The organism is Pseudomonas extremorientalis, assembly GCF_024584605.1.
Lineage (GTDB): Bacteria > Pseudomonadota > Gammaproteobacteria > Pseudomonadales > Pseudomonadaceae > Aquipseudomonas > Aquipseudomonas extremorientalis.
Window position 1 is genome coordinate 985,153 of the sequence record NZ_CP089519.1, and the last position, 26,251, is coordinate 1,011,403.

At 59.5% G+C, this 26,251-nt stretch carries 21 protein-coding genes; 5 read left to right on the forward strand and 16 right to left on the reverse strand.

Going from position 1 to position 26,251, the window contains the following annotated elements; all coding sequences use genetic code 11:
• Positions 1-32: 32 nt before the first annotated feature.
• From LUU92_RS04285 to LUU92_RS04305, 5 genes are all read right to left on the reverse strand, one after another.
• A complete protein-coding gene (locus LUU92_RS04285) occupies positions 33-1,196 on the reverse strand; it encodes a type III PLP-dependent enzyme (RefSeq protein WP_257103208.1) in 1,164 nt (387 codons plus the stop codon).
• A gap of 412 nt (positions 1,197-1,608) precedes the next feature.
• Positions 1,609-2,766 carry an osmoprotectant ABC transporter ATP-binding protein OsmV gene (locus LUU92_RS04290; protein ID WP_071491102.1) on the reverse strand — a complete coding sequence of 386 codons (1,158 nt, stop codon included), beginning with the start codon at positions 2,764-2,766 and terminating at the stop codon, positions 1,609-1,611.
• The gene (locus tag LUU92_RS04295; RefSeq protein WP_058423040.1) at positions 2,763-3,416 is read right to left on the reverse strand and encodes an ABC transporter permease; all 654 of its coding nucleotides are present in this window, start codon (positions 3,414-3,416) and stop codon (positions 2,763-2,765) included. Before LUU92_RS04295 ends, LUU92_RS04290 begins: the two co-directional genes overlap by 4 nt.
• Positions 3,417-3,427: 11 nt before the next feature.
• Complete coding sequence (locus LUU92_RS04300) at positions 3,428-4,324, reverse strand: glycine betaine ABC transporter substrate-binding protein (RefSeq protein ID WP_071491103.1); 897 nt, start codon at positions 4,322-4,324, stop codon at positions 3,428-3,430.
• 9 nt (positions 4,325-4,333) lie between these two features.
• Complete coding sequence (locus LUU92_RS04305) at positions 4,334-5,086, reverse strand: ABC transporter permease (protein WP_371322033.1); 753 nt, start codon at positions 5,084-5,086, stop codon at positions 4,334-4,336.
• A gap of 295 nt (positions 5,087-5,381) precedes the next feature.
• On the opposite strand from LUU92_RS04305, the gene LUU92_RS04310 reads away from it, so the two are divergent.
• The 3 genes from LUU92_RS04310 to LUU92_RS04320 all read left to right on the forward strand — a co-directional run bounded on the left by LUU92_RS04310 (position 5,382) and on the right by LUU92_RS04320 (position 7,836).
• A complete protein-coding gene (locus tag LUU92_RS04310; protein ID WP_071491104.1) occupies positions 5,382-6,965 on the forward strand; it encodes a peptide chain release factor 3 in 1,584 nt (527 codons plus the stop codon).
• A 274-nt stretch (positions 6,966-7,239) separates the two neighbouring features.
• Positions 7,240-7,485: a hypothetical protein gene (locus LUU92_RS04315; protein WP_071491105.1), complete on the forward strand. Its 246-nt coding sequence runs from the start codon at positions 7,240-7,242 to the stop codon at positions 7,483-7,485.
• A 96-nt stretch (positions 7,486-7,581) separates the two neighbouring features.
• Positions 7,582-7,836 (forward strand): hypothetical protein, encoded by a 255-nt coding sequence (locus LUU92_RS04320; RefSeq protein ID WP_071491106.1) that lies wholly within the window; start codon positions 7,582-7,584, stop codon positions 7,834-7,836.
• A 114-nt stretch (positions 7,837-7,950) separates the two neighbouring features.
• On the opposite strand, the gene LUU92_RS04325 is transcribed toward LUU92_RS04320, so the two are convergent.
• From LUU92_RS04325 to LUU92_RS04370, 10 genes are all read right to left on the reverse strand, one after another.
• Positions 7,951-8,922 (reverse strand): peptide ABC transporter ATP-binding protein, encoded by a 972-nt coding sequence (locus LUU92_RS04325; protein WP_016971590.1) that lies wholly within the window; start codon positions 8,920-8,922, stop codon positions 7,951-7,953.
• On the reverse strand, positions 8,922-9,890 hold the full coding sequence (locus LUU92_RS04330) for an ABC transporter ATP-binding protein (RefSeq protein WP_071491107.1): 969 nt from the start codon (positions 9,888-9,890) through the stop codon (positions 8,922-8,924). The genes LUU92_RS04325 and LUU92_RS04330 overlap by 1 nt, the downstream gene beginning before the upstream one ends.
• A 10-nt stretch (positions 9,891-9,900) precedes the next feature.
• Entirely contained in the window at positions 9,901-10,812 is a 912-nt protein-coding gene (locus LUU92_RS04335) for an ABC transporter permease subunit (protein ID WP_010213191.1), read from the reverse strand.
• A 10-nt stretch (positions 10,813-10,822) separates the two neighbouring features.
• Positions 10,823-11,833, reverse strand: coding sequence for an ABC transporter permease subunit (locus LUU92_RS04340; protein ID WP_025856266.1), 1,011 nt, complete (start codon positions 11,831-11,833; stop codon positions 10,823-10,825).
• Positions 11,834-11,909: 76 nt separating this feature from the next.
• Positions 11,910-13,508 (reverse strand): ABC transporter substrate-binding protein, encoded by a 1,599-nt coding sequence (locus tag LUU92_RS04345; RefSeq protein ID WP_257103209.1) that lies wholly within the window; start codon positions 13,506-13,508, stop codon positions 11,910-11,912.
• 80 nt (positions 13,509-13,588) lie between these two features.
• On the reverse strand, positions 13,589-14,986 hold the full coding sequence (locus LUU92_RS04350; RefSeq protein WP_071491109.1) for an OprD family outer membrane porin: 1,398 nt from the start codon (positions 14,984-14,986) through the stop codon (positions 13,589-13,591).
• A gap of 171 nt (positions 14,987-15,157) precedes the next feature.
• Positions 15,158-16,762, reverse strand: a complete 1,605-nt coding sequence (locus LUU92_RS04355) for an ABC transporter substrate-binding protein (RefSeq protein ID WP_257103210.1) — start codon at positions 16,760-16,762, stop codon at positions 15,158-15,160.
• Between the two features lie 304 nt (positions 16,763-17,066).
• Positions 17,067-18,695: an ABC transporter substrate-binding protein gene (locus LUU92_RS04360; RefSeq protein WP_257103211.1), complete on the reverse strand. Its 1,629-nt coding sequence runs from the start codon at positions 18,693-18,695 to the stop codon at positions 17,067-17,069.
• A gap of 258 nt (positions 18,696-18,953) precedes the next feature.
• The gene (locus tag LUU92_RS04365) at positions 18,954-20,555 is read right to left on the reverse strand and encodes an ABC transporter substrate-binding protein (RefSeq protein WP_257103212.1); all 1,602 of its coding nucleotides are present in this window, start codon (positions 20,553-20,555) and stop codon (positions 18,954-18,956) included.
• A gap of 90 nt (positions 20,556-20,645) precedes the next feature.
• Positions 20,646-21,359 (reverse strand): SIMPL domain-containing protein, encoded by a 714-nt coding sequence (locus tag LUU92_RS04370; RefSeq protein WP_071491113.1) that lies wholly within the window; start codon positions 21,357-21,359, stop codon positions 20,646-20,648.
• Between the two features lie 205 nt (positions 21,360-21,564).
• On the opposite strand from LUU92_RS04370, the gene LUU92_RS04375 reads away from it, so the two are divergent.
• Both LUU92_RS04375 and LUU92_RS04380 read left to right on the forward strand, forming a co-directional pair.
• Positions 21,565-22,827: an ATP-binding protein gene (locus LUU92_RS04375; protein WP_058423028.1), complete on the forward strand. Its 1,263-nt coding sequence runs from the start codon at positions 21,565-21,567 to the stop codon at positions 22,825-22,827.
• Positions 22,820-23,380 (forward strand): response regulator transcription factor, encoded by a 561-nt coding sequence (locus tag LUU92_RS04380; protein ID WP_257103213.1) that lies wholly within the window; start codon positions 22,820-22,822, stop codon positions 23,378-23,380. Before LUU92_RS04375 ends, LUU92_RS04380 begins: the two co-directional genes overlap by 8 nt.
• A 59-nt stretch (positions 23,381-23,439) precedes the next feature.
• On the opposite strand, the gene LUU92_RS04385 is transcribed toward LUU92_RS04380, so the two are convergent.
• The gene (locus tag LUU92_RS04385) at positions 23,440-26,115 is read right to left on the reverse strand and encodes a dermonecrotic toxin domain-containing protein (protein ID WP_257103214.1); all 2,676 of its coding nucleotides are present in this window, start codon (positions 26,113-26,115) and stop codon (positions 23,440-23,442) included.
• Between the last annotated feature and the right edge of the window lie 136 nt (positions 26,116-26,251).

Sequence of the window (26,251 nt, forward strand, 5' to 3'; positions counted from 1 at the left end):
GACATGTCATGGGTTTTTTATGTGCGGCCGTTTTACACGTAGAACGATTTCAGTGGCGGAAAGCCATTGAACTCAACCGCGCTGTAGCTGGTGGTGTACGCACCGGTCGACAGCCAGTACAAGCGGTCACCAATCGCCAGGTTCAGCGGCAGGCCGTACTTGTAGTTTTCGTACATGATGTCGGCGCTGTCGCAGGTGGGACCTGCGATGACCACTTCTTCCATCTCGCCTTTCTTCTCGGTCCAGATCGGGAACTTGATGGCTTCGTCCATGGTTTCGATCAGGCCGGAGAACTTGCCCACGTCCGTGTACACCCAACGCTCGACGGCAGTACGGGATTTACGTGCAACCAATACCACTTCACTGACCAGGATACCGGCGTTGGCGATCAACGAACGGCCCGGCTCCAGAATGATTTCCGGCAGGTCGTCGCCGAAATCTTCCTTGAGGAAGCGGATGATTTCTTCGGCGTAGGTTTCCAGGCTGTTGGTGCGGGTGATGTAGTTGGCCGGGAAACCGCCGCCCATGTTGATCAGCTTGAGGTGGATGCCGTCTTCTTCTTTCAGGCGCTCGAAGATCACTTTGACCTTGGCGATCGCCGCGTCCCATACGCTGATGTCGCGCTGCTGCGAACCGACGTGGAACGAGATGCCGTACGGCACCAGGCCCAGGTCGCGGGCGAGGATCAGCAGGTCCATGGCCATGTCGGTCTGGCAGCCGAATTTGCGCGACAGCGGCCAGTCAGCCGTGGTCGAGCCTTCGGTGAGGATACGCACATACACTTTCGAACCCGGCGCGGCCTTGGCGATGTTGCGCAAGTCGGCTTCGGAGTCGGTGGAGAACAGGCGTACGCCCTTATCAAAGAAGTAGCGGATGTCCCTGGACTTCTTGATGGTGTTGCCGTAGCTGATACGGTCAGGGCTGACGCCGCGGCCCAGTACCTTGTCCAGCTCGTAGATCGAAGCGATGTCGAAGCTCGAGCCTTTGTCCTTGAGCAGGTCAATGATCTCGACGGCCGGGTTGGCCTTGACCGCGTAATAGACCTTGGCGAATTCGAAACCGGCGCGCAGGTCATCGTAGGCCTGGCTGATCATCGCGGTGTCGATCACCACGAACGGGGTTTCTTGCTTGTCGGCGAACGCCTTCATTTTGTCAAAAGTGGCGCGCGCGAAATAATCTTCGACGTTGATCGACATGCTGGGAACTCCTAAGGGCAAACTGATTTAGTCAATGGGTGCAAATGAACGTCCTCCGTATCCCCACTTTGGTTCGCCTACTTCCCAAGGCATGTCGCCGAAAGCAAAAAGGCCATGGGATCAACCGCTTCCCTTGGCCTTGCTGTCTCGTCGTCAGTACTTGAGCCGGATGGATCGTTTCCAGCATGGACGTTCGGCGCGAACTTTAGGACGTGAGGGGCTTGAGATCAACTAAAAATGTCGCGTTTTTGCACGCGTTCGTCGCGCGAACCCGTGCAGCTACTTATGTAACCGACCGGTGTGACGGAATGATGTTCCCCGAATGGGGCAAATCAGCGGGATTTCCTTGGCCCACCATAGAGCCAAATGTGGGAGGGGGCTTGCCCCCTCCCACATGTTGACCTGTGTTGTGTCAGGCCAACGCAGTTTCAGCTGGCGACACGATACTGGTCTTGCCCCCACGCGACTTACCAGAGCTCAGGTACTCGGCAATCGACTCCTGGGTCACTTCCCCGAGGAACACCCGTTCCGCATCCATCACCGGCAACCACGAGCGGTTGAACTCGTACATGCGTGACAGCAGGATGCGCAAATGCTCGTCGTACGCCGCCGTGGCGTTGAACTCGCGCAGATACTGGCCGCAGGTGCCGGTCTGACGGTGCAGGTCGCGACGGCGTACATAACCCAGCGCCTTGTTCTCGGCACAAGTGACGACCACATAGCGGCGGTCGGTTTCGTCCATCAGCTCCAGGGCATCGGCCACCGGGGTCTCCGGGCTCACCGACGGCGCGTTGTCCGCAGCATCCTCGGCCTTCACCAGCAGCAGACGCTTGAGGGTGCTGTCCTGGCCCACGAAGTTGCTGACGAACTCGTCGGCAGGGTGCGCCAGCAGCGTGTCCGGATGGTCGATCTGCAGCAATTTGCCGGCACGGAAGATGGCGATCTTGTCACCCAGCTTGATGGCCTCGTCGATGTCGTGGCTGACCATGATCACGGTCTTGTTCAGCGCGCGCTGCATCTCGAAGAATTCGTTCTGAATCATCTCGCGGTTGATCGGGTCGACTGCGCCGAACGGCTCGTCCATCAGCAGCAGCGGCGCATCGGCCGCCAGTGCACGGATCACGCCGATGCGCTGTTGCTGGCCACCGGACAGCTCACGCGGGTAGCGATGCAGGTACTGTTTGGGCTCCAGCTTGATCATGCTCATCAACTCGCGGGCGCGGTCGTGGCATTTCTGCTTGTCCCAGCCGAGCAGCTTGGGCACCACCACGATGTTTTCCTCGATGGTCATGTTCGGGAACAGGCCGATCTGCTGGATCACATAACCGATGTTGCGGCGCAGGGTCACTTCGTCGAGATCGGTGGTGTCTTCGCCATTGATCAGGATCTTGCCCGAGGTGGGCTTGATCAGGCGGTTGATCATTTTCAGCGTGGTGCTCTTGCCGCAACCCGATGGGCCGAGGAACACACAAATCTCGCCTTCGTTGACGGTCAGGCTTACATCGTTCACGGCCGTTACCGTCTTGCCGTTGCTTTGGAAGGTCTTGGACAGGTTTTGAAGTTCGATCATTTGAGCAGTCCTTTTGGAGTCAGCGAGCGTTGCAGCCATTGCAGAAGCAGGTCGGCGAAGATGGCCAGGAGACTGACCAGCACGGCGCCGACGATCAGCATCGACATGTCGCTGCGGCTGATGGAAGCCAGAATAAGTACACCCAGGCCACCGGCGCCGATGGTGGCGGCGATGGTCATCACACCGATGTTCATCACTACGGCGGTGCGCACACCGGCGAGAATCACCGGCACGGCGATGGGCAACTCGACCATGCGCAGGCGCTGGCCGAAGGTCATGCCGATGCCTTTGGCGGCTTCGCGAATGCCCGGCTCCACGCCAGTGAGGGCGAGGTAGGTGTTACGCATGATCGGCAACAGGGAGTAGAGGAACACGGCGGTGATCGCCGGCATCGGCCCCAGGCCCTGGCCGAATTTGGAGTAGAACGGCAGCAGCAGGCCGAACAGGGCGATGGACGGTACGGTCAGCAATACCGTGGCGCTGGCTTGCAGCGGGCCTGCAAGCGTCGGGAAACGCGTCATCAGGATGCCCAGGGGCACGCCGATCAGGATCGCGAGGATCACGGCAATGCCGACCAGGGTGATGTGCTGCCCGGTCAGGTGCAGGACTTGGGCCCAATCAAGATGGGAAAAGGCGTTCAGGAATTCCATGTCTTCTCCTCTTATTGATTGATCGGATGCTGGCGCAGGAAATCGGCGGCAACAGTGGAAGGGCTTTCATGGTCGACGTCGACCCGGGCGTTCAGCTGGCGCATGGTTTCGTCGTCGAACAGCGCGGCCAGCGGCTTGAGCTCGGCGGCCAGTTGTGGGTGCGCATCCAGATAAACCTGGCGCACCACCGGCGCGGCGGTGTAGTCGGGGAAGTAATGCTTGTCGTCTTCCAGCAACTTCAATTTGAAGGCATTCAGGCGGCCGTCGGTGGTGTAGACCAAACCGGCGAACACCTGGCCATTACGCAGCGCGGTATAGACCAGGCCGGCGTCCATCTGCCGGGTGTTCTTGCGGGTCAGGTTCATGTCGTACAGCTTGACCATGCCGGCCAGGCCGTCGGAACGGTTGGCGAACTCGGTGTCCAGGGCGACCAGGCGTGTGCCTTTGGTTTTTTCCGCCAGGGCCTGGGTCAGGTCGCTGATGCTGTTGATCTGCGGGAATTCCTTCGCCACGTTCTCCGGCAATGCCAGTGCGTAGGTGTTACTGAAGCGCGATGGAGAGAGCCAGACCAGGCCCTTTTTCGCGTCGAGTTCTTTCACCCGAGCGTAGGATTGTTCACTGTCGAGTTTCTCGTCGACATGGTTGTAGGCCACCAGCGACACGCCGGTGTATTCCCAGATCAGGTCCAGTTGCCCGCTTTCCTGGGCACTGCGCGCCAGGTTGCTGCCCAGCCCGCCGGTCACGCGGGTGTCATAGCCCTTGGTGCGCAGGTACTGGGAGGTGATTTCGGCGAGCAGGGTCTGTTCGGTGAACACCCGGGCGCCGATGCGGATCACCGGTTTTTCGGCGGCTTGTGCAACGCCTGCCAAGAGCAGGACGCAGCTCATTATCAATGTCAGTTTTTTCATGTCGGTTCCTTAAGACGCACGCAACCCGCGTTCCAGCCAGAGGCGGCTGGCCAGAGTCACCAGACCGTCGAGCAACAACGCCAGCAGCGCGGTGCACGCAGCGCCGAGCAGCAATTGCGGCTGATTGTTCAGGGCGATGCCGGGGAAGATCAGGCTGCCCAGGCTGTTGGCACCGATCAGGAACGCCAGCGGCGCGGTGCCGACATTGATCGCCAGGGCCACACGCACACCGCCAATGATGATTGGCACGGCGTTGGGCAATTCCACGCGAAACAGCACTTGGCGCGGCGTCATGCCGATGCCGGTGGCGGCTTCTTTCAGGGAGCCCTGGACGTTTTTCAGGCCTTCGTAGGTATTGCGCACGATAGGCAGGAGGGAGGCGAGGAACAGCGCGAAGATGGCCGGGCCGCTGCCGATGCCAAGAACGCCGAGGGCGATGGCCAGTACGGCCAGGGGCGGGACGGTGTTGCCGATGTTGAAGATCTGCATGAAGCGTTCTGCGCGCCCGACCATGTGCGGTCGGCTGAGCAGGATACCGGCGGGGATGCCCACAATCAGGGCGGCCAGCATGGAGACAAGAACGAGGATCAGATGAGCTTGCAGGTAAAACAACAAATCGTCGCGGTACAGTTCGATCGTGTTGATGCCGATCCAGTGGACCAGCAGGGCCAAGAGGGCGACGACAACCGCTCCTCCTATCAGCCCTTTGCCATAGCGAATAGCCACAGGCGGACTCCTTTTTTCTTCTGTCGGCGCCCACATTCTCCGGCGGCAATGCCATTCCTGGCTGCCTCTGAATGTGGTCGCGAAATGCAGCTCGCCGATACCGGCAACGCGGTATGCGATCGAGCCATGAGCGCAGCCTCGTCAGGCTAACTTGCTGATTTATCAGCCCCTGTTCCGAGTGCGGTAGCAGGGGAGTGGACGTCTCTACCTTTTAAAAGGTTCCACACTTGGCAGCATTTAGCCACCCCCAATGGGCTGAACGGTGGTCCGTCCTCCCGGGTTTGCGCTATACTCGCCGCCCTTTTTTGACTCACCTGCCAGGCGATTTCCCATGACCCACCAGGCCGCCGAAGTCGCGAAACGCCGCACTTTCGCCATTATTTCCCACCCCGATGCCGGTAAAACCACCATCACCGAGAAGCTCTTGCTGATGGGCAAGGCAATCGCAGTGGCCGGCACGGTGAAATCCCGCAAATCCGACCGCCATGCCACCTCCGACTGGATGGAAATGGAAAAACAACGGGGTATCTCCATTACCACGTCGGTCATGCAGTTCCCGTATCGCGACCATATGGTCAACCTGCTCGACACCCCGGGCCACGAAGACTTCTCCGAGGATACCTACCGCACCCTCACGGCGGTGGACTCGGCGCTGATGGTCCTCGACGGCGGTAAAGGCGTCGAGCCACGCACCATCGCACTGATGGACGTGTGCCGTCTGCGTGACACGCCGATCGTCAGCTTCATCAACAAACTCGACCGCGATATCCGCGACCCCATCGAGCTGCTGGATGAAATCGAAGCCGTCCTGAAGATCAAGGCTGCGCCGATCACCTGGCCGATCGGTTGCTACCGCGACTTCAAGGGCGTGTACCACTTGGCCGATGACTACATCATTGTCTACACCGCCGGACACGGTCACGAGCGCACCGAAACCAAGATCATCGAAAAACTCGACTCGGACGAAGCCCGCGCCCACCTGGGTGACGAGTACGATCGTTTTGTCGACCAGCTGGAACTGGTGCAGGGCGCCTGCCACGAGTTCAACCAGCAGGAATTCCTCGACGGCCAGCTGACCCCGGTGTTCTTCGGGACTGCCCTGGGCAACTTCGGTGTCGACCACGTACTTGATGCGGTCGTCGACTGGGCGCCGCGCCCACTGGCACGCGTGGCCAACGAGCGCACCGTAGAGCCAGTAGAAGAGAAGTTCTCGGGCTTCGTGTTCAAGATCCAGGCGAACATGGACCCAAAACACCGCGACCGCATTGCCTTCATGCGCATCTGCTCCGGCAAATACGAAAAAGGCATGAAGATGCGCCACGTGCGCACCGGCAAGGACGTGCGCATCGGCGACGCCCTGACGTTCTTCTCCTCCGAGCGTGAACAGCTCGAAGAAGCCTACGCCGGTGACATCATCGGCCTGCACAACCACGGCACCATCCAGATCGGCGACACCTTCACCGAAGGCGAAGCGCTGGGCTTTACCGGTATCCCGCACTTCGCCCCGGAACTGTTCCGCCGTGTACGCCTGCGCGACCCGCTCAAATCCAAGCAACTGCGCCAGGGCTTGCAGCAACTGGCGGAAGAGGGCGCCACCCAGGTGTTCTTCCCCGAGCGCAGCAACGACATCATCCTCGGCGCCGTCGGTGTGCTGCAGTTCGATGTGGTGGCCAGCCGCTTGAAAGAGGAATACAAGGTGGAGTGCTCGTATGAGCCGATCACCGTGTACTCCGCGCGCTGGATCGAGTGCAGCGATAAGAAGAAGCTGGAAGAGTTCTCCAACAAGGCCGTGGAAAACCTCGCAGTGGACGGCGGTGGGCACCTGACCTACCTGGCGCCGACCCGGGTGAACCTGGCGCTGATGGAAGAACGCTGGCCGGATGTGAAATTCCGCGCGACCCGTGAGCACCATTAAGGTCTGAGCGGTAAAGAACAGGGCGAAGCTGTGATGGCTTCGCCCTTTTTATTGGCCAAACAGAAATTAAAATGTGGGAGGGGGCTTGCCCCCGATATCAGTGGGTCAATCAATAAATCCGCTGGCTGGTACGCCGCCATCGGGGGCAAGTCGAATCGTCGCACCGCCCCTCCCACATCTTGATCTTCATCGATCAGGGCTATTGGCGAGAAACCCACATCCCGTCTAGCGTTTGAAGTATTTCACTCACCCATCGACGGAATAGGAGGCCACCGTGCGTATAACTCAACGCGTCATTCAACTGGTGCTGCTGGGGGCTTTGGGCTTGTTCGCCTCATTGGCCCTGGCTGGCGCCGGCACGCCCCAATGGAAGGACACGGGCCCTGTCACCAAGAAAAAACAGCAGGAGGTCAACTCTGGCAGTTGGCAGCCCCAGGCCCAGCCTGCGCCCAAGGAGGATGCGGAAAATCCCTATAACGAGGGGGAGGACAGTGCTACCTTCGACGACGGTGAGACCTGAGACCTGGCGTAAACCCGGCATCGGGGCTAGCGTCAATACTGGCGGCGGTAGACGGCTGTCGCGCGGGATTGACCTACTGACTGGACGGAATCAACCATGAGTATTTTTCAACGAGTCGTGCTGTTGATAAAAGTGCTGGTGCTGTTGTCGTTGGGGATGTCGTCGGCCTGGGCGCATAACCCGGTGCAGAGCGGTGTTGTGGCTTCGGGGCACAGCCAGGATCTGCAACTGGCGAAGTCCGAGGCGGAGCCTGGCGACAAGGGCCAGGGTGGCAGTGAGGACGACGATGACTCCACCACCGACGAGCCGGACAGTGATGATCCGGACGCCGAAGGCGACAGCCAGACATAGGCATCGCCCAAAAGAAAGCCCCTCCCACCAGGCTGATGCGCAACCTGACGGGAAGGGCGGTAGAACGCTTTGCGATGCCCTGGGCACCTTCACCCAGGGCATTTTTGTTGCGGGTCACGCCACGAATTGCTCTGCATAATGGCAAGCCACCTGGCGGTTATCCAAGGCCCGCAGTTGCGGCTCCTCGCTGCTGCACCGCGCCGTCGCGTACGGGCAACGCTTGTGGAACGCGCAGCCCGGCGGCGGGTTCAGCGGGTTAGGCAACTCGCCGACGATCTTGATCTTCGGCTTGTTCGGGTCCGGATGGATGGTCGGGGTGGCCGACAGCAGCGCCTGGGTGTACGGGTGCAGCGGGCGTGCGTAGATATCTTCCTTGGGGCCCACTTCCACCGGGCGGCCGAGGTACATCACCATCACGTCATCGGCGACATGCTGCACCACCGCCAGGTTGTGGGAGATGAACACGTAGGCCGTGTTGAATTCCTGCTGCAGGTCCATGAACAGGTTGAGCACCTGGGCCTGGATCGATACGTCGAGCGCCGAGGTCGGTTCATCCGCCACCAGCACTTTCGGTTGCAGCATCATCGCGCGGGCCAGGGCGATGCGTTGGCGTTGGCCGCCGGAGAACATGTGCGGGTAGCGCTGATAATGCTCGGGGCGCAGGCCCACTTGCTTCATCATCGCCTGCACTTTTTCGCGGCGTTCGGCGGCGGACAGGTTGGTGTTGATCAACAACGGCTCGCCCAGTTGATCGCCAACTTTCTGCCGTGGGTTGAGCGACGCGTACGGGCTCTGGAATACCATCTGCACGTCTTTGCGCAATTGCTTGCGCTGGGCCTTGTCGGCGCCGGCCACTTCCTGGCCAGCGATTTTCAAGGACCCGGAAGACGGCTCTTCGATCAATGTGAGCGCACGGGCCAGGGTAGATTTGCCGCAACCCGACTCGCCTACAACGGCGAGGGTCTTGCCGGCTTCCAACTCAAAGGACACGCCATTGAGGGCGCGCACAGTGGCGTGGCCCTTGAACAGGCCACGGGACACTTCGTAGTGACGGGTCAGGTCGCGGGCGGTAAGAACGACGGCCATTACGCCACCTCCTGGTTCAAGGGGTAGAAGCAGCGCGCAAGGCTGTTGGTTTTCGGATCAAGGCCGGGGCGCTGGCTCCGGCAGTTTTCCTGCACGTACGGGCAGCGCGGCGACAGCAGGCAGCCCTGCGGACGGTCATAGCGGCCGGGTACGATACCGGGCAACGTGGCCAGGCGCGTGGCGCCCAGGCTGTGCTCCGGGATCGCCTTGAGCAGGGCTTCGCTGTACGGGTGCGCCGGGATGTCGAACAGTTGCGGCACCTGGCCGACTTCCACCGCTTGGCCGGCATACATCACGCACACGCGCTGGGCGGTTTCCGCCACGACCGCGAGGTCGTGGGTGATCAGCACCAGGCCCATGTTCTGTTCTTTCTGCAGGGCCAGCAGCAGGTCCATGATCTGCGCTTGAATGGTCACGTCCAGTGCGGTGGTGGGCTCATCCGCGATCAGCAGTTTCGGCTCGCCGGCAATCGCCATAGCGATTGCCACACGCTGGCTCATACCGCCGGACAGTTGGTGCGGGTAGGCATCCATACGGCTGGCAGCGCCCGGGATTTCAACCTTTTCCAACAGTTCGATGGCGCGTTTGCGCGCTTGTTTGCCGGACATTTTCAGGTGCAGGCGCAACACTTCTTCGATCTGGAAGCCCACGGTGTAGCTGGGGTTCAGCGCGGTCATCGGGTCCTGGAACACCATCGCCAAGTCTTTGCCGACGATCTGGCGACGCTGGCGATTGCTCAACTTGAGCATGTCCTTGCCGTCGAAGTTCAGGGCGTCGGCGGTAACGATGCCGGGGTGCTCGATCAGGCCCATCAGCGCCATCATGGTCACGGATTTACCCGAGCCCGACTCGCCAACGATGGCCAGTACTTCGCCTTTGTCGACGGAAATGTCGAGGCCATCGACCACCGGCACGGCGGTCTTGTCGCCGAAGCGCACGTTGAGATTCTTGATTTCTAACAGTGACATGGGAATCTCCTCAGGCGGCGTTCTTGAGTTTCGGGTCCAGCGCATCGCGCAGGCCGTCGCCCATCAAGTTGATTGCCAGCACGCTGAGCAAAATGGTCAGACCCGGCAGGCTTACCACCCACCAGGCGCGTTCGATGTAGTCACGGGCCGAAGCCAGCATGGTGCCCCACTCCGGGGTTGGCGGTTGTACGCCAAGGCCGAGGAAGCCGAGGGCCGCGGCATCGAGGATCGCCGAAGAGAAACTCAAGGTGGCCTGGACGATCAGCGGTGCCATGCAGTTGGGCAGCACGGTGATGAACATCAGGCGCGGCAGGCCGGCACCGGCGAGGCGCGCGGCGGTCACGTAGTCGCGGTTCAGTTCGCCCATCACCGCCGCGCGGGTCAGGCGCACGTAGGACGGCAGCGAGACGATGGCGATGGCGATTACGGTGTTGATCAGGCCAGGGCCGAGGATTGCCACAATGGCAACGGCCAGCAGCAGCGACGGCAGGGCCAGCATGATGTCCATCAGACGCATGATGGTCGGGCCGAGCAAGCGCGGGAAGAACCCGGCGAACAGACCCAGCAGAATGCCCGGGATCAGCGACATCACCACCGACGACAAGCCGATCAGCAACGACAGGCGCGAGCCCTGGATCAGGCGCGAGAGCAGGTCACGGCCCAGCTCGTCGGTGCCGAGCAGGAACTGCATCTGCCCACCCTCCAGCCAGGCTGGCGGGGTCAGCAGGAAGTCGCGGTATTGCTCGCTCGGGTTATGCGGTGCCACCCATGGGGCAAAGATCGCGCAGAACACGATCAGCAACATGAACAGCAGGCCGGCAACCGCGCCTTTGTTCTTGGAAAAGGCTTGCCAGAATTCTTTGTACGGGGACGGGTACAGCAGGCTTTGATCGACTGCTGACACTGGAGTAGGTGTGGTCATGGTCATGATCTCAGCGCTGGTGACGGATGCGTGGGTTGGCGAAGCCGTAGAGGATATCCACCACGAAATTCACCAGGATCACCAGGCAGGCGATCAGCAGGATGCCGTTCTGCACCACCGGGTAGTCCCGCGCGCCAATGGCTTCGATCAGCCATTTGCCGATGCCGGGCCACGAGAAGATGGTTTCGGTCAGGACCGCACCGGCCAGCAGCGTGCCGACTTGCAGGCCGACCACGGTCAACACCGGGATCAGTGCGTTACGCAGGCCGTGCACGAACACCACGCGCGTCGGCGACAGGCCTTTGGCCTTGGCGGTGCGGATGTAATCTTCGCGCAGCACTTCGAGCATCGACGAACGGGTCATCCGCGCGATCACCGCCAGCGGGATGGTGCCGAGCACGATGGCCGGCAGGATCAGGTGGTGCAGGGCGTCGAAGAACGCGTCCGGCTCGTCAGCCAGCAGCGTGTCGATCAGCATGAAGCCGGTGCGCGGCTCGATGTCGTAGAGCAGGTCGATACGCCCGGAAACCGGGGTCCAGCCCAGGCTCACCGAGAAGAACATGATCAGGATCAGGCCCCACCAGAAGATCGGCATCGAATATCCCGCGAGGGAGATGCCCATCACCCCATGGTCGAACAGGGATCCTCGTTTCAGGGCCGCGATCACCCCGGCCAACAGGCCCAGGATACCGGCGAACAACAGGGCGGCCATGGACAGTTCCAGGGTCGCGGGGAACAGGGCGGTGAATTCAGTCCACACGCTGGTGCGGGTACGCAGCGATTCGCCAAGGTCACCCTGGGCCAGTTTGCCGACGTAATCCAGGTATTGCGCATACAGCGGCTTGTTAAGGCCGAGGCGTTCCATTGCCTGTGCGTGCATCTCGGGGTCGACGCGCCGCTCGCCCATCATGACTTCGACGGGGTCGCCAGGGATCATGCGAATCAACGCAAACGTGAGCAACGTGATGCCGAAAAACGTGGGGATCAATAACCCCAGTCGGCGGGCAATAAAACTAAACATCTTGTCGTGTACCTCAATCAGCCGGTTAGGCAGGTCCGGCGCCGTCAATGTCGACGGCGCCGAGCGTTTTTCTTATTTACTTCACCTGGGTGGTGGCGAAGTTATTGGTCCCCAGAGGGCTTTGGGTGAAGCCTTCTACGTTCTTGCGCATGGAGGTGAACAGTTTCGGGTAAGCCATGGGAAGCCATGGTTGGTCTTTCTCGAAAACGTCCTGTGCTTGTTCATAGAGTGCAGCGCGCTGGCCGGGTTCAGCGGTGGCGCGGGCCTTGTCGATCAAGTCTTGAAACTCTTTGTTACACCAACGTGCGTAGTTTTCGCCGTTTTTCGCAGCGTCGCAACTCAGGTTGGGTGTCAGGAAGTTGTCCGGGTCGCCGTTGTCACCGACCCAGCCGGCCGAAACCATGTCGTGCTCGCCGTTTTTAGCACGCTTGAGCATTTCGCCCCATTCCATGACTTTGATGTTCACTTTCAGGCCGATCTGCGCGAGATCCGCTTGCATGCGCTGGGCGCCGAGCATCGGGTTGGGGTTGGTCGGGCCACCGCCGTTGCGGGTGAACAGGGTGAATTCGGTGCCTTCCGGTACACCGGCTTCCTTGAGCAGGGCGCGGGCCTTGTCCAGATCGCGGGGCGGGTTCTTCAGTTTTTCGCTGAAACCCAGCAAGGTCGGGGGATAGGGGCCAGTGCCTACCACCGCATTGCCTTTGCCGAACAGGGCTTCGGTATAGCCGGCCTTGTCGAACGCGATGTTGATCGCGTGCCGCACCCGCGCATCGCTCATGTATTTGTGGGTGGTGTTCAACGCGGTGTAACTGGTGGTCATCGCCGCCAGTTCATCGACTTTCAGGTTCGGATCTTTCTTGATGCTTGGAATGTCATCCGGCTTGGGAAACAACGCGATCTGGCATTCGTTGGCCTTGAGTTTCTGCAGGCGCACGTTGTTGTCGGTGGTGACTGCCAGGATCAGCGGGTCTACCGCCGGTTTGCCGCGGAAGTAGTCGGGGTTGGCCTTGAATCGCGCCTGGGCATCTTTCTGATAACGGTTGAAGACGAACGGGCCTGTGCCGATGGGCTTGGCGTTGAGGTCTTCAGTCTTGCCGGACTTGAGCAACTGGTCGGCGTATTCCTTCGAGTGGATCGAAGAGAAGGCCATGCCCAGGTCGGCCAAAAACGGTGCTTCAGGACGGGTCAGGGTGAAGACAACCGTGTGATCGTCGAGCTTCTCGACGCTCTTGAGCAGTTCCTTGAAGCCCATGCTTTCGAAATACGGATAGCCCACGAGGGACTTTTTATGCCACGGATGATTCGGGTCCAGCTGGCGCTGGAAGCTCCAAAGCACGTCGTCGGCGTTCATGTTGCGTGTGGGTTTGAAATAGTCGGTGGTGTGGAACTTGATATCGTCACGCAGGTGAAAGGTGTAGGTCAGGCCATCGGCGCTGATCTCCGGCAGGGCCTTGGCCAGCGCGGGGATCACTTCGGTGGTGCCGGGCTTGAAATCCACCAGGCGGTTGAACATGGTTTCAGCAGCGGCGTCAGCCGTCACGGCCGTGGTGTACAGGACCGGGTCGAAACCTTCCGGGCTGGCTTCGGTGCAGACCACCAGTGGTTTGGCCGAAACGCCGATGGCCACGCTCAACAGCGCGGCAGCCATGGCGGCTTGTAGTGGGAGCAATTTCATTCGGAGCCCTCTGCAATCGATGGGACCAGACAAGCGTAGACGGCGGGCTCGTCCTGAGCCCGCCGCTTACTTGGCGCTGATTAAAGAATGTTGAACGGGATGGTGGTGACCAGGCGGAACTCTTTAATGCTGCCGTCGGACTGGTTCTCGCTGCCACGGTGCTCAACGTAGGTTGCACGAATCGCGGTGGCTTTGAGCGGGCCGCTCTGGATGGCGTAAGAGGCGCCTACACCGTATTCCTGGTGTTTTTCGCCGTCTTGGCTCTGGATGCCGTCGTAGGCGAACTTGGCCCGACCGTTGTTACCGGTGTAGTGGGTACCGTCGATGCCCCAGCCGCGCGCGGAGTAGATATTGAACTTCAGGCCTGGTACGCCGTATTCGGCCATGTTGATGCCGTAGGCGATCTGGAAGGATTTCTCGTTCGGACCGTTGAAGTCGGAGGTCAGGGAGTTGGCCAGGTAGATGCCGTTGGTTTCGTGCAGGTAGTCGAAGTATTCGTTACCGTTCACCGCCTGGTAGGAGAAGGTCAGGCTGTGTGCCTGGTGGGCCAGGCCCAGGGACAGGGAGTAGGTATCGTTGTCGATTTCCCCCATCTCTTTTTTGCCTTCATCGACAGTCTTGTAGTAGTTGAAACCGGTGGTCAGCGCCAGTTGCTGTGCATCACCCAGCTCGTGGGTTGCGCCGAAGTAGTACTGGTTCCAGAAGTCCTTCACGTTGGCGCCGAAGACGCTGACTTTCAGGCTTTTCAGCGGCTGGTAGTTCAGGCCCAGCGTGGAGACCTTGTCGGTTTCCTGCGTGCCATTGCCGTATTCCGAACGGAATTTCGACAGGCTCTGCTCGGTACGTGGCGACACGCGGTCAAACACGCCACCCTGGAACGACAGGTTGCTGAACTCTTCGCTGTTGAAACTTACACCTTCGAAGCTCGAAGGCAGCGCACGGTTGCCGATGGTGTCGACGATGCCACTGCTGAAGTTCTGGCGACCGGCGGTCAAGGTGGTGTTCGACACGCGGAACTGCACGTTGGCCAGACCCAGTTTGCTCCACTGGTCTACGGCATTGCCGTCGGAGTCAGCCAGGGTACGGTTGGAACCACCCTTGATGTCACGCTTGCTGCGATCCAGTACCAGGGCGTTGTATACCGCCACTTCGGTCTTGACACCTACGGTGCCCTGGGTGAAACCCGAGCTGGCGTTGAGGATGGTGCCCTGTACCCAGTTGGTACGGTTACGGTCGGTCTTGGTCACGCCGTGCTCTTTGTAGCTGAAGGTGCCGCCACGGTATTTGCTCTCATGGGAGAACCAGTTACGCGTGGTGCCGCCCAGGCTGAAATCTTCGATGAAGCCTTTCGCCTCGCTTTGCGCGCTGGTGCCGGCCAACGTGGTCGGCACGAAGTCCTGGCTGGCGGGTTCCGCGTAGGCGGTGGCCGTGATGCTGCTGATGGCCAGGGCCAGAAGCGCTTTGCTGCTCAGTTTCATGGGTTGAAGCTCCTTTGGTTCTCTTTTTAATGCCGGTCTTTTTTGGTGATCCGGCTATTGGGTGTGTAACTCGTTCAAGCCATTGCAAACGTTTGGCGTAGGAAAAATCCCAACAAAAGGCCGCGCGTTTGCAGCAAGGCGGGGGCCGCCCTGCGCAATCCGGTTATTTTCTTATGGGGTGATACTGACGCCCGAGAACACGTTGCGGCCGAAGGGGCTGACCTTGAACCCTTCGACTTTGGCGCTTAGCGGCTGGTTGACCGTCGAGTGGGCGACGGGCGTGATCGGCACCTGCGCTTTAAGCAGTTGCTGCGCCTGTTTGTACAGAACAGTCCGTTGTTCGCGGTCGGTCACGACCTTGGCTTGCTTGATCAGCGTGTCGTACGCCGGGTCACACCACATGGAGTAGTTGTTCCCGCCGATGGCGTCACAGCTGTAGAGGGTGCCCAGCCAGTTGTCCGGGTCACCGTTATCGCCGGTCCAGCCGATCAGGCTCACATCGTGCTCACCGTTCTTGGTGCGCTTGATGTATTCGCCCCACTCGTAGCTGACGATCTTGACCTTTAGGCCGATCCTGGCCCAGTCGCTTTGCAGCATCTCGGCCATCAGCTTGGCGTTGGGGTTGTACGGCCGTTGCACCGGCATCGCCCACAGGGTGATTTCGGTGCCTTCCTTCACGCCGGCAGCCTTGAGCAGTTCCTTGGCTTTTTCCGGGTTGTAGGCGGCGTCCTTGATAGTCTCGTCGTAGGACCACTGCGTCGGCGGCATGGCGTTTACGGCCAATTGCCCGGCGCCCTGGTACACGGCGTTCAGGATGCTCTGCTTGTTCACCGCCATGTCCAGCGCCTGGCGCACTTCAAGCTGGTCGAACGGCTTGTGGCGCACGTTGTAGGCGATGTAGCCGAGGTTGAACCCCGGCTTGGTCAGCAGTTTCAGGTTCGGGTCGGCCTTGAGTGCGTCGACGTCAGCCGGGCGCGGATGCAGGGTCACCTGGCATTCGCCGGCCTTGAGTTTTTGCACGCGCACCGAGGCGTCGGTGTTGATGGCGAAAATCAGCTGGTCGAGCTTGACCTTGCTCGGGTCCCAGTACTGTTTGTTGGCCACATAGCGGATCTGCGAATCTTTCTGGTAACGCTGGAACACGAAGGGGCCAGTGCCGATCGGCTTCTGGTTGATGTCGCTGGGCTTGCCGGCCTTGAGCAGTTGCTCGGCGTATTCGGCCGACAGGATCGCGGCGAAGCTCATGGCAATGTTCTGGATAAACGCGGCATCGACCGTGTTCAGGGTGATCACCACGGTGTGCGAGTCGGTTTTCGCGACCTTGGCAATGTTCTTGTTCAGGCTCATCCCGTTGAAGTACGGAAACTCGGTGGGGTAGGCCTTGCGAAACGGATGGTCGGGGTCAAGCATGCGGTTGAAGGTGAACAGCACGTCGTCGGCGTTGAAGTCCCGAGTCGGCTTGAATTCCTTGTTGCTGTGGAATTTCACCCCTTCACGCAAGTGAAAGGTGTAGGTCAGGCCGTCCGGCGAAATATCCCACTTGGTTGCCAACGCAGGTACGACACCCGTCTCGCCTTTTTCAAACTCAACCAGGCGGTTATACAGCGGCTCGGCCGCATCGTTATCGGTGGCGGTGGTGTACTGCGCAGTGTCAAAGCCGGCCGGGCTGCCTTCCGAGCAGAACACCAGGCTGCGCTTGTCGGCGGCGTGGCCCATTGTGGCCGCAGCCAGCAGGCCGGTACCAAAAATTGCGGATAGAGCGGTGGTATGGCGCATGACGATCCCGATCCTTGTTTGTAGTTGTCATCAGCGAGCAATCACCCCGGCATTCAGCCAGGGGGACATCACTGATCCCACACGCAGCAAGTGCCTTTCCGAGTTTGGAGCCTCTGCTGTCCTACGACGTTATGGGTCGCGGACTTCGCAGTAAATACGCCAAATCGGATTGACCCTGTAGGCAACGGCGCCGTGCATCGCAGTTCGTTGCTGTAGGAGGCAACGATTGCGAGCGTGGTCTGTTTCCTACGGGCCAGGCGGATGCAATAACGGCGACGTTATGAAACGTCGCCGTCATGGCTTCTTACTTGCCGCTTACGCTCACGCCATAGAAGGAGTTCAAGCCAAACGGGCTGATCTTGAAGTCCTGTACGGTGTTGCGCATGGGTTGATACACCGTCGAGTGCGCGATAGGTGTCATCGGGACTGCATCTTTGAGGATATGTTGCGCCTGCTTGTACAGCTCGGTGCGTTTGGCGACGTCCGACGTGGCCTTGGCTTCTTTCACGATGCCATCGAATTTCTTGTCGCACCATTTGGAGAAGTTGTTACCGGCCAGCGAGTCGCAGCCGAACAGCACGTTCAGCCAGTTGTCCGGGTCACCATTGTCACCGCTCCAGCCAATGATCATGGCCTGGTTCTCGCCACCTTTGGAGCGCTTGATGTACTCGCCCCACTCGTAGCTGGTGATCTTCACGTTGAGGCCGATCTTCTTCCAGTCGTTTTGCAGCATTTCTGCCATCAGCTTGGCGTTCGGGTTGTACGGACGCTGAACCGGCATGGCCCATAGAACGATTTCAGTACCTTCCTTGACGCCGGCTTCCTTGAGCAGCGACTTGGCTTTCTCAGGGTCGTACTTGGCGTCCTTGATGGTGGTGTCATACGACCATTGGGTCGGCGGCATGGCGTTGACGGCCAGTTGGCCGGCGCCCTGGTACACGGAATCGATGATCTGCTGCTTGTTCACCGACATGTCCAGCGCCTGGCGTACGCGCAGGTCAGCCAATGGGTTTGGCTGGTCGCTGCCCTTGACCTTGTCCATGACGTTGTAGGCGATATAGCCCAGGTTGAAACCGGCCTGGTTCGGCAGTTTCAGGTCCTTGTCCGCTTCCAGCGCCTTGAGGTCGGCCGGACGTGGGAACAGGGTGATCTGGCATTCGTTTTTCTTGAGCTTCTGGATGCGCACCGACGGGTCGGTGGTGATGGCGAAGATCAGGTTGTCGATCTTCACGTCTTCAGGTTTCCAGTAGTCCTTGTTGCCGGTGTAGCGGATGTTCGAGTCTTTCTGGTAGCTCTTGAACACGAACGGGCCAGTGCCGACCGGCTTCTGGTTGATGTCCGCAGCCTTGCCTTCTTTCAACAGTTTGGCGGCGTATTCAGCCGACTGGATCGAGGCAAAGCTCATCGCCAGGTTCTGGATGAAGGCGGCGTCCACGGTGCCAAGGGTGAACTTGACAGTATGGTCATCGACTTTCTCGATGTTCTTGATGTTGGTGTCCATCCCCATGTCCGTGAAGTACGGGAACTCGGTGGGGTAGGCCTTACGGAATGGATCGTCCTTGTTGATCATGCGGTTGAACGTGAACAGCACGTCATCGGCATTGAAGGTACGGGTCGGCTTGAAGTACGGGGTGGTATGGAACTTGACGCCATCACGCAGGTGGAAGGTGTAGGTCAAGCCATCCGGGGACACGTCCCAGCTGGTAGCCAGCCCAGGAATCACAGCGGTGCCGCCGCGTTCGAACTGGGTCAGGCGGTTGAACATGGTTTCGGCCGAGGCATCGAAGTCTGTTCCGGTGGTGTACTGGCCTGGGTCGAAACCGGCCGGGCTCCCTTCGGAGCAGAACACCAGGTTAGTCGCCGCTTGGGCGAAAGGAGCTGCGGCCATAAGGCCAGCGCTAACAATTAACGGAATGACTGCGTGTTTAAGCATGTTGGCCTCATGATTTGTTGTCATTTTTGGTGGTGAGGGCGACCTCGTGAGTCGGCCTGCGGATACTTATGCAGGCGCCATACCCATTGCAAGATGCTGAACCGTTGCGAGGCTGAAACAGTGGTACGAACGTACAGGAATGTCGCAATTATGAAAGTTTCGACATATTTGCGTATATTTCGAGGGTTTTTTCGGTGCATCCGTCGCACCAAAAAGACCCAGCCGAGGCGTCTGGTGCACTCGGTTGGGGCGCTTCTGTTACTTATCTAGACTCACGCCGTAGAACGGTGTCAGGCCAAAGGGGCTGATCTTGAAGTCCCGCACTTCCTTGCGCAGGGGCTGGAAAACCGTCGAGTTTGCAATAGGCGTTATAGGTACTTGTTCCTTAAGGATTTTTTGTGCCTGTTGATACCACTTGATGCGCTGTTCGCGGTCGTTGCTGACCTTGGCCTGCTGCACCAATTTGTCGTAGGCCGGGTTACACCATTTGGCGTAGTTGCTGCCCTTCACCGCAGCACAACTGTAGAGCACGCCGAGCCAGTTATCCGGGTCGCCATTGTCGCCCGTCCAACCATAAATCATGGCCTCATGCTCGCCATTTTTGGCGCGCTTGATGTATTCGCCCCATTCATAGCTGACGATATTGGCCTTGATGCCGATCTTCTCCCAATCCTGCTGGATCATTTGTGCCGACATGCGCGCGTTCGGGTTTGAAGCGCGCTGCACGGTCATTGCCCACAGGTTGATGGTAGTTCCTGGTGCAACCCCTGCTTCTTTTAGTAGCGCCTTGGCCTTGACCGGGTCATGGGGGGCGTCCTTGAGGGTGGGGTCATAAGACCACTGCGCCGGAGGCAGGGCGTTCTGCGCCAATTGTCCGGCACTCTGGTACACCGCCTTGATAATCGCCGGCTTGTCGATGGCCATGTCCAGGGCCTGGCGCACCTTGAGCTGATCCAGCGGCGGGTGGGTCACGTTGTAGGCCAGGAAGCCCAGGTTGAAACCGGCCTGCTGCAGCACGCGCAAGTTCGGGTCCTGCTTCATCACGTCGATATCGGCGGGGCGCGGGTAGCCGCTGACCTGGCATTCGCCGGCCTTGAGCTTCTGCAGGCGCGACGCAGCATCCGGGGTGATGGCGAACACCAGGTTGTCGAGCTTCACATCCTCGGGTTTCCAGTACTGTTTATTGGCTACGTAGCGGATCTGCGAATCCTTCTGGTAGCGCTTGAACACAAACGGTCCGGTGCCCACCGGTTTCTGATTGATCTCTTCGGCCTTGCCCTGCTTGAGCAGTTGCGCGGCGTACTCGGCGGATTGCACCGAGGCGAAGCTCATGGCCAGGTTTTGCACAAACGACGCATCGACGTTGTTCAGGTTGAAGCGCACGGTATGGTCGTCAAGTTTCTCGACGCTCTTGATCGTGGTGTTCAAGCCCATGTCGGTGAAGTACGGCGACTCGGAGGGGTAGGCCTTACGGAACGGACTGTCGGCATCCAGCAGGCGATTGAAGGTGAACAGCACATCATCCGCGTTGAAATCGCGGGTAGGGGTGAAGAAATCGGTGGTGTGGAACTTGACGCCATCGCGCAGATGGAAGGTGTAGGTCAGGCCGTCTTTGGAAATGTCCCAGCTTGTCGCCAAGCCAGGTTCGACTTCGGTGCCGCCACGCTTGAACTGCGTGAGGCGGTTGAACACGGTCTCGGCCGAAGCATCGAAATCGGTGCCGCTGGTGTACTGGCTGGGGTCGAAGCCGGCGGGGCTGGCTTCGGAGCAATAGACCAGGGTACTGGCCGCGTGGGCCACTGGCATGAAGGCCAGCAGTCCGGCGGCGAGGAGGAGCGGTTTTAAGGCAATTCTTTCCATGGAGACCCCTGAAGTGGCAGGTGTATATAAGCTGCCCAAACGAAAACGGCGCCACCGAGGGTAACGCCGTTCAGGTCTATCAGGTAGGGGTCACGGCATCTGCACTTCAATCACGCCATCGGCGCTCATGTTGACTTGGCTGGTGCCGGCTTCCACTTCAGGTGTGGGGGCTGAATCAGCCATCGCGGCTTTCATCATCATCCCGCCACGGGCGTAAGGCATCGGGTAGCCATTGGTGTTGAAGTTCAGGTTGACGATCTTGTAGCCCTTGCCGCCCAGCGCATCGGTGGCCAGTTGGGCGCGAGCCTTGAATGCGGCGACTGCATCTTTGAGCAGCGCATCTTCGCTGGACTTGCGCGTGGTGTCGGCGATGGAGAACTCCATGTTTTCCATTTTCAGGGTGCTCTGCAGTTCACCAGTGAGCTTGGACAGCGCCGGGAAGTCCGCACTTTCCAGACGCAGCTCGGCGCGCTCGCGCCAGCCAGTGATCTTCTGGTTCTTGTTGTCGTAGATCGGGTAGCTGTTGCGGCTGCCCTGGCGCAGGGTTACGCCTTTGACTTCGCGGGCCTGGCCCAGGGCCTTGTTCATGGTGGTGGTGATTTCGGCGGCGAGCTTGGCCGGGTCGCTGTTCTGGGACTCGGTGTACAGGGTAACGATCATCTTGTCGCGGGCCACTTCCTGGCTGACCTCGGCGCGCAGGGAAATCTGGTTGTAGTTCAGTCCTTCGGCGGCCACGGCCGGAAGGCTGGCCAGGGTGGCGACGCCGAGGGTGATAACAGCTGCACTGCGAGTGAAACGAGACATGAAAGCTCCTTGAGGTGATCGTGTTCGGTATGACTGTAGACGGTGGCACCGGGTTCTTCGGGTTTACACATTACCTACATGTTGTAGCGATGCCGACGAACGGTCATTTGCCCGGCCTGCGGCAAAGAGCCACACGCGCCGTGCCGGTGGGCCTGCTTCGTTTATACTCCTGCCGATCCGCCTGCAGCGCTCACCGGGAGAGCTCATGCTCGCCGCCGTAAAACTGACTTCCGCCACCCGCCAGAACCTCTGGCGCCTGACGTTCATCCGCACGCTGGTGCTGGCCGCACAGGCCGGCTCCGTCGGGCTCGCCTATTGGTTCGACCTGCTGCCGCTGCCGTGGCTGCAACTGGGCGTGACCCTGGGTTTCTCCATCGTGCTGTGTGTGTTCACCGCTATCCGGTTGCGCACCACCTGGCCGGTGACCGAGTTGGAGTACGCCCTGCAATTGGCTTGCGACCTGTTTATCCACAGTGTGTTGCTGTATTTCTCCGGCGGTTCCACCAATCCGTTCGTTTCTTATTACCTGGTGCCCTTGACCATTGCCGCCGTGACCTTGCCGTGGCGGTATTCGGTAGTGCTGTCGGGCATCGCCCTGACCCTCTACACCCTGTTGCTGGCGCGCTTCTACCCGCTGCAAACCTTCCCCATCGCCCGGGAAAACCTGCAGATCTACGGAATGTGGCTGAGTTTTGCGCTGTCCGCCGCCGTCATCACCTTCTTCGCCGCACGGATGGCCGAAGAACTGCGCCGCCAGGAAGAGCTGCGCGCCATTCGCCGTGAAGAAGGCCTGCGCGATCAGCAACTGCTGGCTGTCGCTACCCAGGCCGCCGGCGCTGCCCATGAATTGGGTACACCGTTGGCCACCATGAGCGTGCTGCTCAACGAAATGACCCAGGACCACCACGATCCGGCGTTGCAGGAAGACCTCGGCGTGCTGCGCGAACAGGTCAAGCAATGCAAGCAGACCTTGCAGCAACTGGTACGCGCCGCCGAGGCCAATCGCCGCCTGGCGGTAGAGATGCAGGACGTGACCCAATGGCTCGATGAAGCCCTGAACCGCTGGCACCTGATGCGCCCCGAAGCCAGTTACCGTTTTCATCTATTAGGGCAGGGCACGGTGCCGCGCATGGCGCCACCACCAGATCTGACCCAGGCGCTGCTCAACCTGTTGAACAATGCCGCCGACGCCTGCCCTGAAGGCCTGGGTGTGCAGCTGGACTGGGATGCCGAAGACGTGACCATCAGCATTCGCGACCACGGCGCAGGTGTGCCGCTGGCCATTGCCGAGCAGATCGGCAAGCCCTTCTTTACCACCAAGGGCAAAGGCTTCGGCCTTGGCCTGTTTTTGAGCAAGGCCAGCGTGACCCGCGCGGGCGGCTCAGTGAAGCTCTATAGTCATGAGGAAGGTGGCACGCTCACCGAGCTGCGCCTGCCCCGTGTCGCACGAGGAGATATCGATGAGTGACGAGATCCAAGTCGAAGGCGAAGAACTGCCGCACCTGTTGCTGGTAGATGACGATGCCACCTTTACCCGCGTGATGGCGCGCGCCATGAGCCGTCGCGGTTTCCGCGTCAGCACCGCTGGCTCCGCCGAAGAGGGCCTGACCATCGCCCAGGCCGACCTGCCGGACTACGCCGCGCTCGACCTGAAGATGGACGGCGATTCCGGCCTGGTGCTGCTGCCCAAGCTGCTGGAACTCGACCCGGAAATGCGCGTGGTGATCCTCACCGGTTACTCCAGCATTGCCACCGCCGTCGAGGCGATCAAGCGCGGTGCCTGCAACTACCTGTGCAAGCCGGCGGACGCCGACGATGTGCTGGCCGCCTTGCTCTCCGAACACGCCGACCTCGACACCCTGGTGCCGGAAAACCCGATGTCGTTGGACCGCCTGCAATGGGAGCACATCCAGCGCGTGCTGACCGAGCACGAAGGCAATATCTCCGCCACCGCTCGCGCCCTGGGCATGCACCGCCGTACCTTGCAGCGCAAGTTGCAGAAGCGTCCGGTACGGCGTTGAGCAATGCTGGATCAAAAAAGCCCGGACTTTCCGGGCTTTTTCTTCGCCAGAGTGGTTACTCAGTAGGGAAAGGCAACACGGCCGTCGAACAGGTTATAGCGCTGATCCGGCAACTTGGCCGGGGCTTTGAAGGATACATACAAAATACCGTCTTTTATCTTGGCAGCGCTCACTTGGAGTGAGGCTTGCGGTTCGATCGCAACGTGGTCAGGGAGGATGCTGCTGGAGAGGTTCTTTTTGGCAATCGATTCATCGAAGATATAAATTACCGGTTGGCGGTTTTTTACGGGCAGCGTGTCTTTTGCCCAGGTTGCCCAGCCCTTGGCGTTGAAGGCCTGGGTTGACGCCGATTGGATGCCGCTGTCCCTGAATACTCTGCCAACACCGTTTTTGAGTTTGTCAGCGCCCTCCGATGTAACAAAGGCGTAGCGAAAGGCCTTGCCGCTGTATTCGGCTTGTTCATCCAGGTCGGACAGGAATTCGCTCACATTCGGTGGGTACTTGCTTGGATCGGCCTCCGTGCGAAGGATTTCATTGATTTCGCCCGAACCGGCTTCGGTGTACTCGTTCAGGCTCTCGTAATCTTCAGCCCTGGACGTCTGCGTCAAGCGGGTCAACTCGTCCAGCACCCGCTCGCGCTCTGCGCTACTCAGGGCATTTTCGTCTTTGTCTATCCGGCTGATGTCTTGCGCAAGTTGAGCTTTGGCAGAGGAGTTACTGGCATTCCATGGGAAATTTATACCTGCGCCTTTGTCCAGTTGTACCCAAATGCCCTCCTTGTCGAGATGCACAGTCATGATCGATTGTCTGGAGGTGGGGTCAATAATTTCGGCGTAGTGATCGGTGAGTTTAAAATTGCTTTTGAGTTCATATACCCGTTCTATCTCCGAATGATCGGTGTGTCGAATGAACCACCGGTCCAGGCCGTCGGCGTCACGGAGGTGATAGATGTTGTTGGCGTTCTTCGTTGCGTGCTCTATAAGCCTTTCGCCGTCTTCGACGGCATGGGCACTGATGTTGTTAGATTCAGAGGGGCGCAGGCGATTGGCGGCTTCGGTGGGTGCCGGCGTTGTCACGTCTTCGGTTGGAGGGCTGTTGGGGGCTTTTATAGCCTCGTCTGCCACCGCCGATTCAATCGACGCCGTCCCGCTGTCGAGCTTGGATGCGCTGCCGGCGATACCGGGCACTGCATTGAGCACGCCAAACACGATCCGGTCGGTCCCGCGGGATTTGCCGTGGGCCAGATCATCGATACCGACGCCCACCTCTGTGATACCGGCCCCTGTGTAGATCGCATCCAGCGCCAGGCCTACCTCCGGCATGACAAACGCCAATGGGGTCAGCAGCAACGCTGTGGCAGTAGCGGCCTCTGCCAGTTTCAGTGCGGCGTCCTTGATTACATCGCCATCGGTAGTGATGTCGTGATCGGCGTCGGCGTAGGCGCGCTCTTTTTGACGCTGGGTCATGGCCTTGAACGGGTCGCCGTTCAGGGGCTCCAGAGCGATATAGCGCTGAGGATCCCAATCACTGAGTGAGGTAAAGCCCAGCGCATTGGGTTTTTGTGCTTCGGTCCAGCCACCCAGTCCCACGAGGGACTGCTTCACACCGTCAGAAAAAAACTTGTCGTCCTGGTCGTTTTTGGTGAAGTGGTTAAGCAACGCCGTCCGCTTGATCGGGTCAGCCGCCTGGTCGGCCAGCCAGGTTTTCATGGCTTCGGGGTTATCAAACCTGTGCAGCGGTGATGAGTTGCCCGGAATATGCAGCAGGGTGGTTTTAATCGGTTTGCCGTGGCTGTCCAGGCGGGTCTTTTTGTCGATGATGTACAGCAGGTCGGTAGATACGTCGCCATTGATCGACAGTAGACCAACGTCGACGTCGGGGTCCTTGGCATACGGGGCTTCCAGGTTCTTGACACTGGTTTCAGACCAAGGCTTTCCAGGTTGAAGGCCCGATGCACGTAGGACCAGGCGGGTTTCTTCATTGCTCAGGCTACCGTCCTTTTGCTGTGCAAGGGCAGCTTGAACGAGGGCTATCTTGGTGAGTAGCTCGTAGGGTTTTTCATGGGTTGCCCAGAACGTGTCCAAGTAGGATTTGTAAGGCGTAATCAGCTCGGTTTCCCATACCAGATCCCGAAATTGTTGTGGCGTAAGCGAGACCTTTGACGACAGATTCGGTACTGAGTCCTTTGAGGTGTCTGTGCCTCGAACGACGTACTCGTATGTCGGGTTCATGAGATCGTGGGCCGTCTGGATGGCTGACACGAGAGGAAAGGAATGAAGAATATTCAACAGTCTTGAGGCTGTCGGGTGCGTCCGCGCCAGTCCGGTAGGCGATTCATCGTCATTGTTTTTCCTGCGTACGTTGGTCAGTGCGGCCTCGGTCAGGCTAATTTGGTTGAGTATCTTGCCATCCGGCGGTGCCGGTTTGGTGGTGTCGTAGTTGGTCGTTACGATATAGGTATGGTCGGGGTTCAGCTGCAGGTTGAATTTTTTGCGCAACGCTTGCGCAATTATTTGTGAGGTTTCCTGTGCCGGCGTCAGGATGGTTTGGCTGGCATTTTTTATAAGGCGTTCAACGCTTTGGCTACTGTGGGACGCGTCGACTGTTTCATAGACTTCCGTGATCCGTCCGGGCGAGGCGGGCAGTTGTCTGGAGTCATCTATGGTGTGCTCCTGGACGGTAGGCATGGTCTGTGGGGGCAGGCGTACAAATTGTATCGACGTGGGAAGGGTCATATAGGATTTTTCTCTCTGAGCGTGTTCCAAGGTGCCGAGAGTAAGTGGGACGGTTTCGAGTCCTGGTTTCCAGCCGATGTAAGTCAATTAAATACTGAACGCTGACTGAATGAGCGACATCGAATTGCCCGCTGCG

Bases quoted from the DNA above. Each gene is read 5' to 3' on its own strand.
- LUU92_RS04285 (WP_257103208.1), bottom strand. From the start codon at position 1,196: ATGTCGATCAACGTCGAAGATTATTTCGCGCGCGCCACTTTTGACAAA.
- LUU92_RS04290 (WP_071491102.1), bottom strand. From the start codon at position 2,766: ATGATCGAACTTCAAAACCTGTCCAAGACCTTCCAAAGCAACGGCAAG.
- LUU92_RS04295 (WP_058423040.1), bottom strand. From the start codon at position 3,416: ATGGAATTCCTGAACGCCTTTTCCCATCTTGATTGGGCCCAAGTCCTG.
- LUU92_RS04300 (WP_071491103.1), bottom strand. From the start codon at position 4,324: ATGAAAAAACTGACATTGATAATGAGCTGCGTCCTGCTCTTGGCAGGC.
- LUU92_RS04305 (WP_371322033.1), bottom strand. From the start codon at position 5,086: ATGTGGGCGCCGACAGAAGAAAAAAGGAGTCCGCCTGTGGCTATTCGC.
- LUU92_RS04310 (WP_071491104.1), top strand. From the start codon at position 5,382: ATGACCCACCAGGCCGCCGAAGTCGCGAAACGCCGCACTTTCGCCATT.
- LUU92_RS04320 (WP_071491106.1), top strand. From the start codon at position 7,582: ATGAGTATTTTTCAACGAGTCGTGCTGTTGATAAAAGTGCTGGTGCTG.
- LUU92_RS04325 (WP_016971590.1), bottom strand. From the start codon at position 8,922: ATGGCCGTCGTTCTTACCGCCCGCGACCTGACCCGTCACTACGAAGTG.
- LUU92_RS04330 (WP_071491107.1), bottom strand. From the start codon at position 9,890: ATGTCACTGTTAGAAATCAAGAATCTCAACGTGCGCTTCGGCGACAAG.
- LUU92_RS04335 (WP_010213191.1), bottom strand. From the start codon at position 10,812: ATGACCACACCTACTCCAGTGTCAGCAGTCGATCAAAGCCTGCTGTAC.
- LUU92_RS04340 (WP_025856266.1), bottom strand. From the start codon at position 11,833: ATGTTTAGTTTTATTGCCCGCCGACTGGGGTTATTGATCCCCACGTTT.
- LUU92_RS04345 (WP_257103209.1), bottom strand. From the start codon at position 13,508: ATGAAATTGCTCCCACTACAAGCCGCCATGGCTGCCGCGCTGTTGAGC.
- LUU92_RS04350 (WP_071491109.1), bottom strand. From the start codon at position 14,986: ATGAAACTGAGCAGCAAAGCGCTTCTGGCCCTGGCCATCAGCAGCATC.
- LUU92_RS04355 (WP_257103210.1), bottom strand. From the start codon at position 16,762: ATGCGCCATACCACCGCTCTATCCGCAATTTTTGGTACCGGCCTGCTG.
- LUU92_RS04360 (WP_257103211.1), bottom strand. From the start codon at position 18,695: ATGCTTAAACACGCAGTCATTCCGTTAATTGTTAGCGCTGGCCTTATG.
- LUU92_RS04365 (WP_257103212.1), bottom strand. From the start codon at position 20,555: ATGGAAAGAATTGCCTTAAAACCGCTCCTCCTCGCCGCCGGACTGCTG.
- LUU92_RS04370 (WP_071491113.1), bottom strand. From the start codon at position 21,359: ATGTCTCGTTTCACTCGCAGTGCAGCTGTTATCACCCTCGGCGTCGCC.
- LUU92_RS04375 (WP_058423028.1), top strand. From the start codon at position 21,565: ATGCTCGCCGCCGTAAAACTGACTTCCGCCACCCGCCAGAACCTCTGG.
- LUU92_RS04380 (WP_257103213.1), top strand. From the start codon at position 22,820: ATGAGTGACGAGATCCAAGTCGAAGGCGAAGAACTGCCGCACCTGTTG.
- LUU92_RS04385 (WP_257103214.1), bottom strand. From the start codon at position 26,115: ATGACCCTTCCCACGTCGATACAATTTGTACGCCTGCCCCCACAGACC.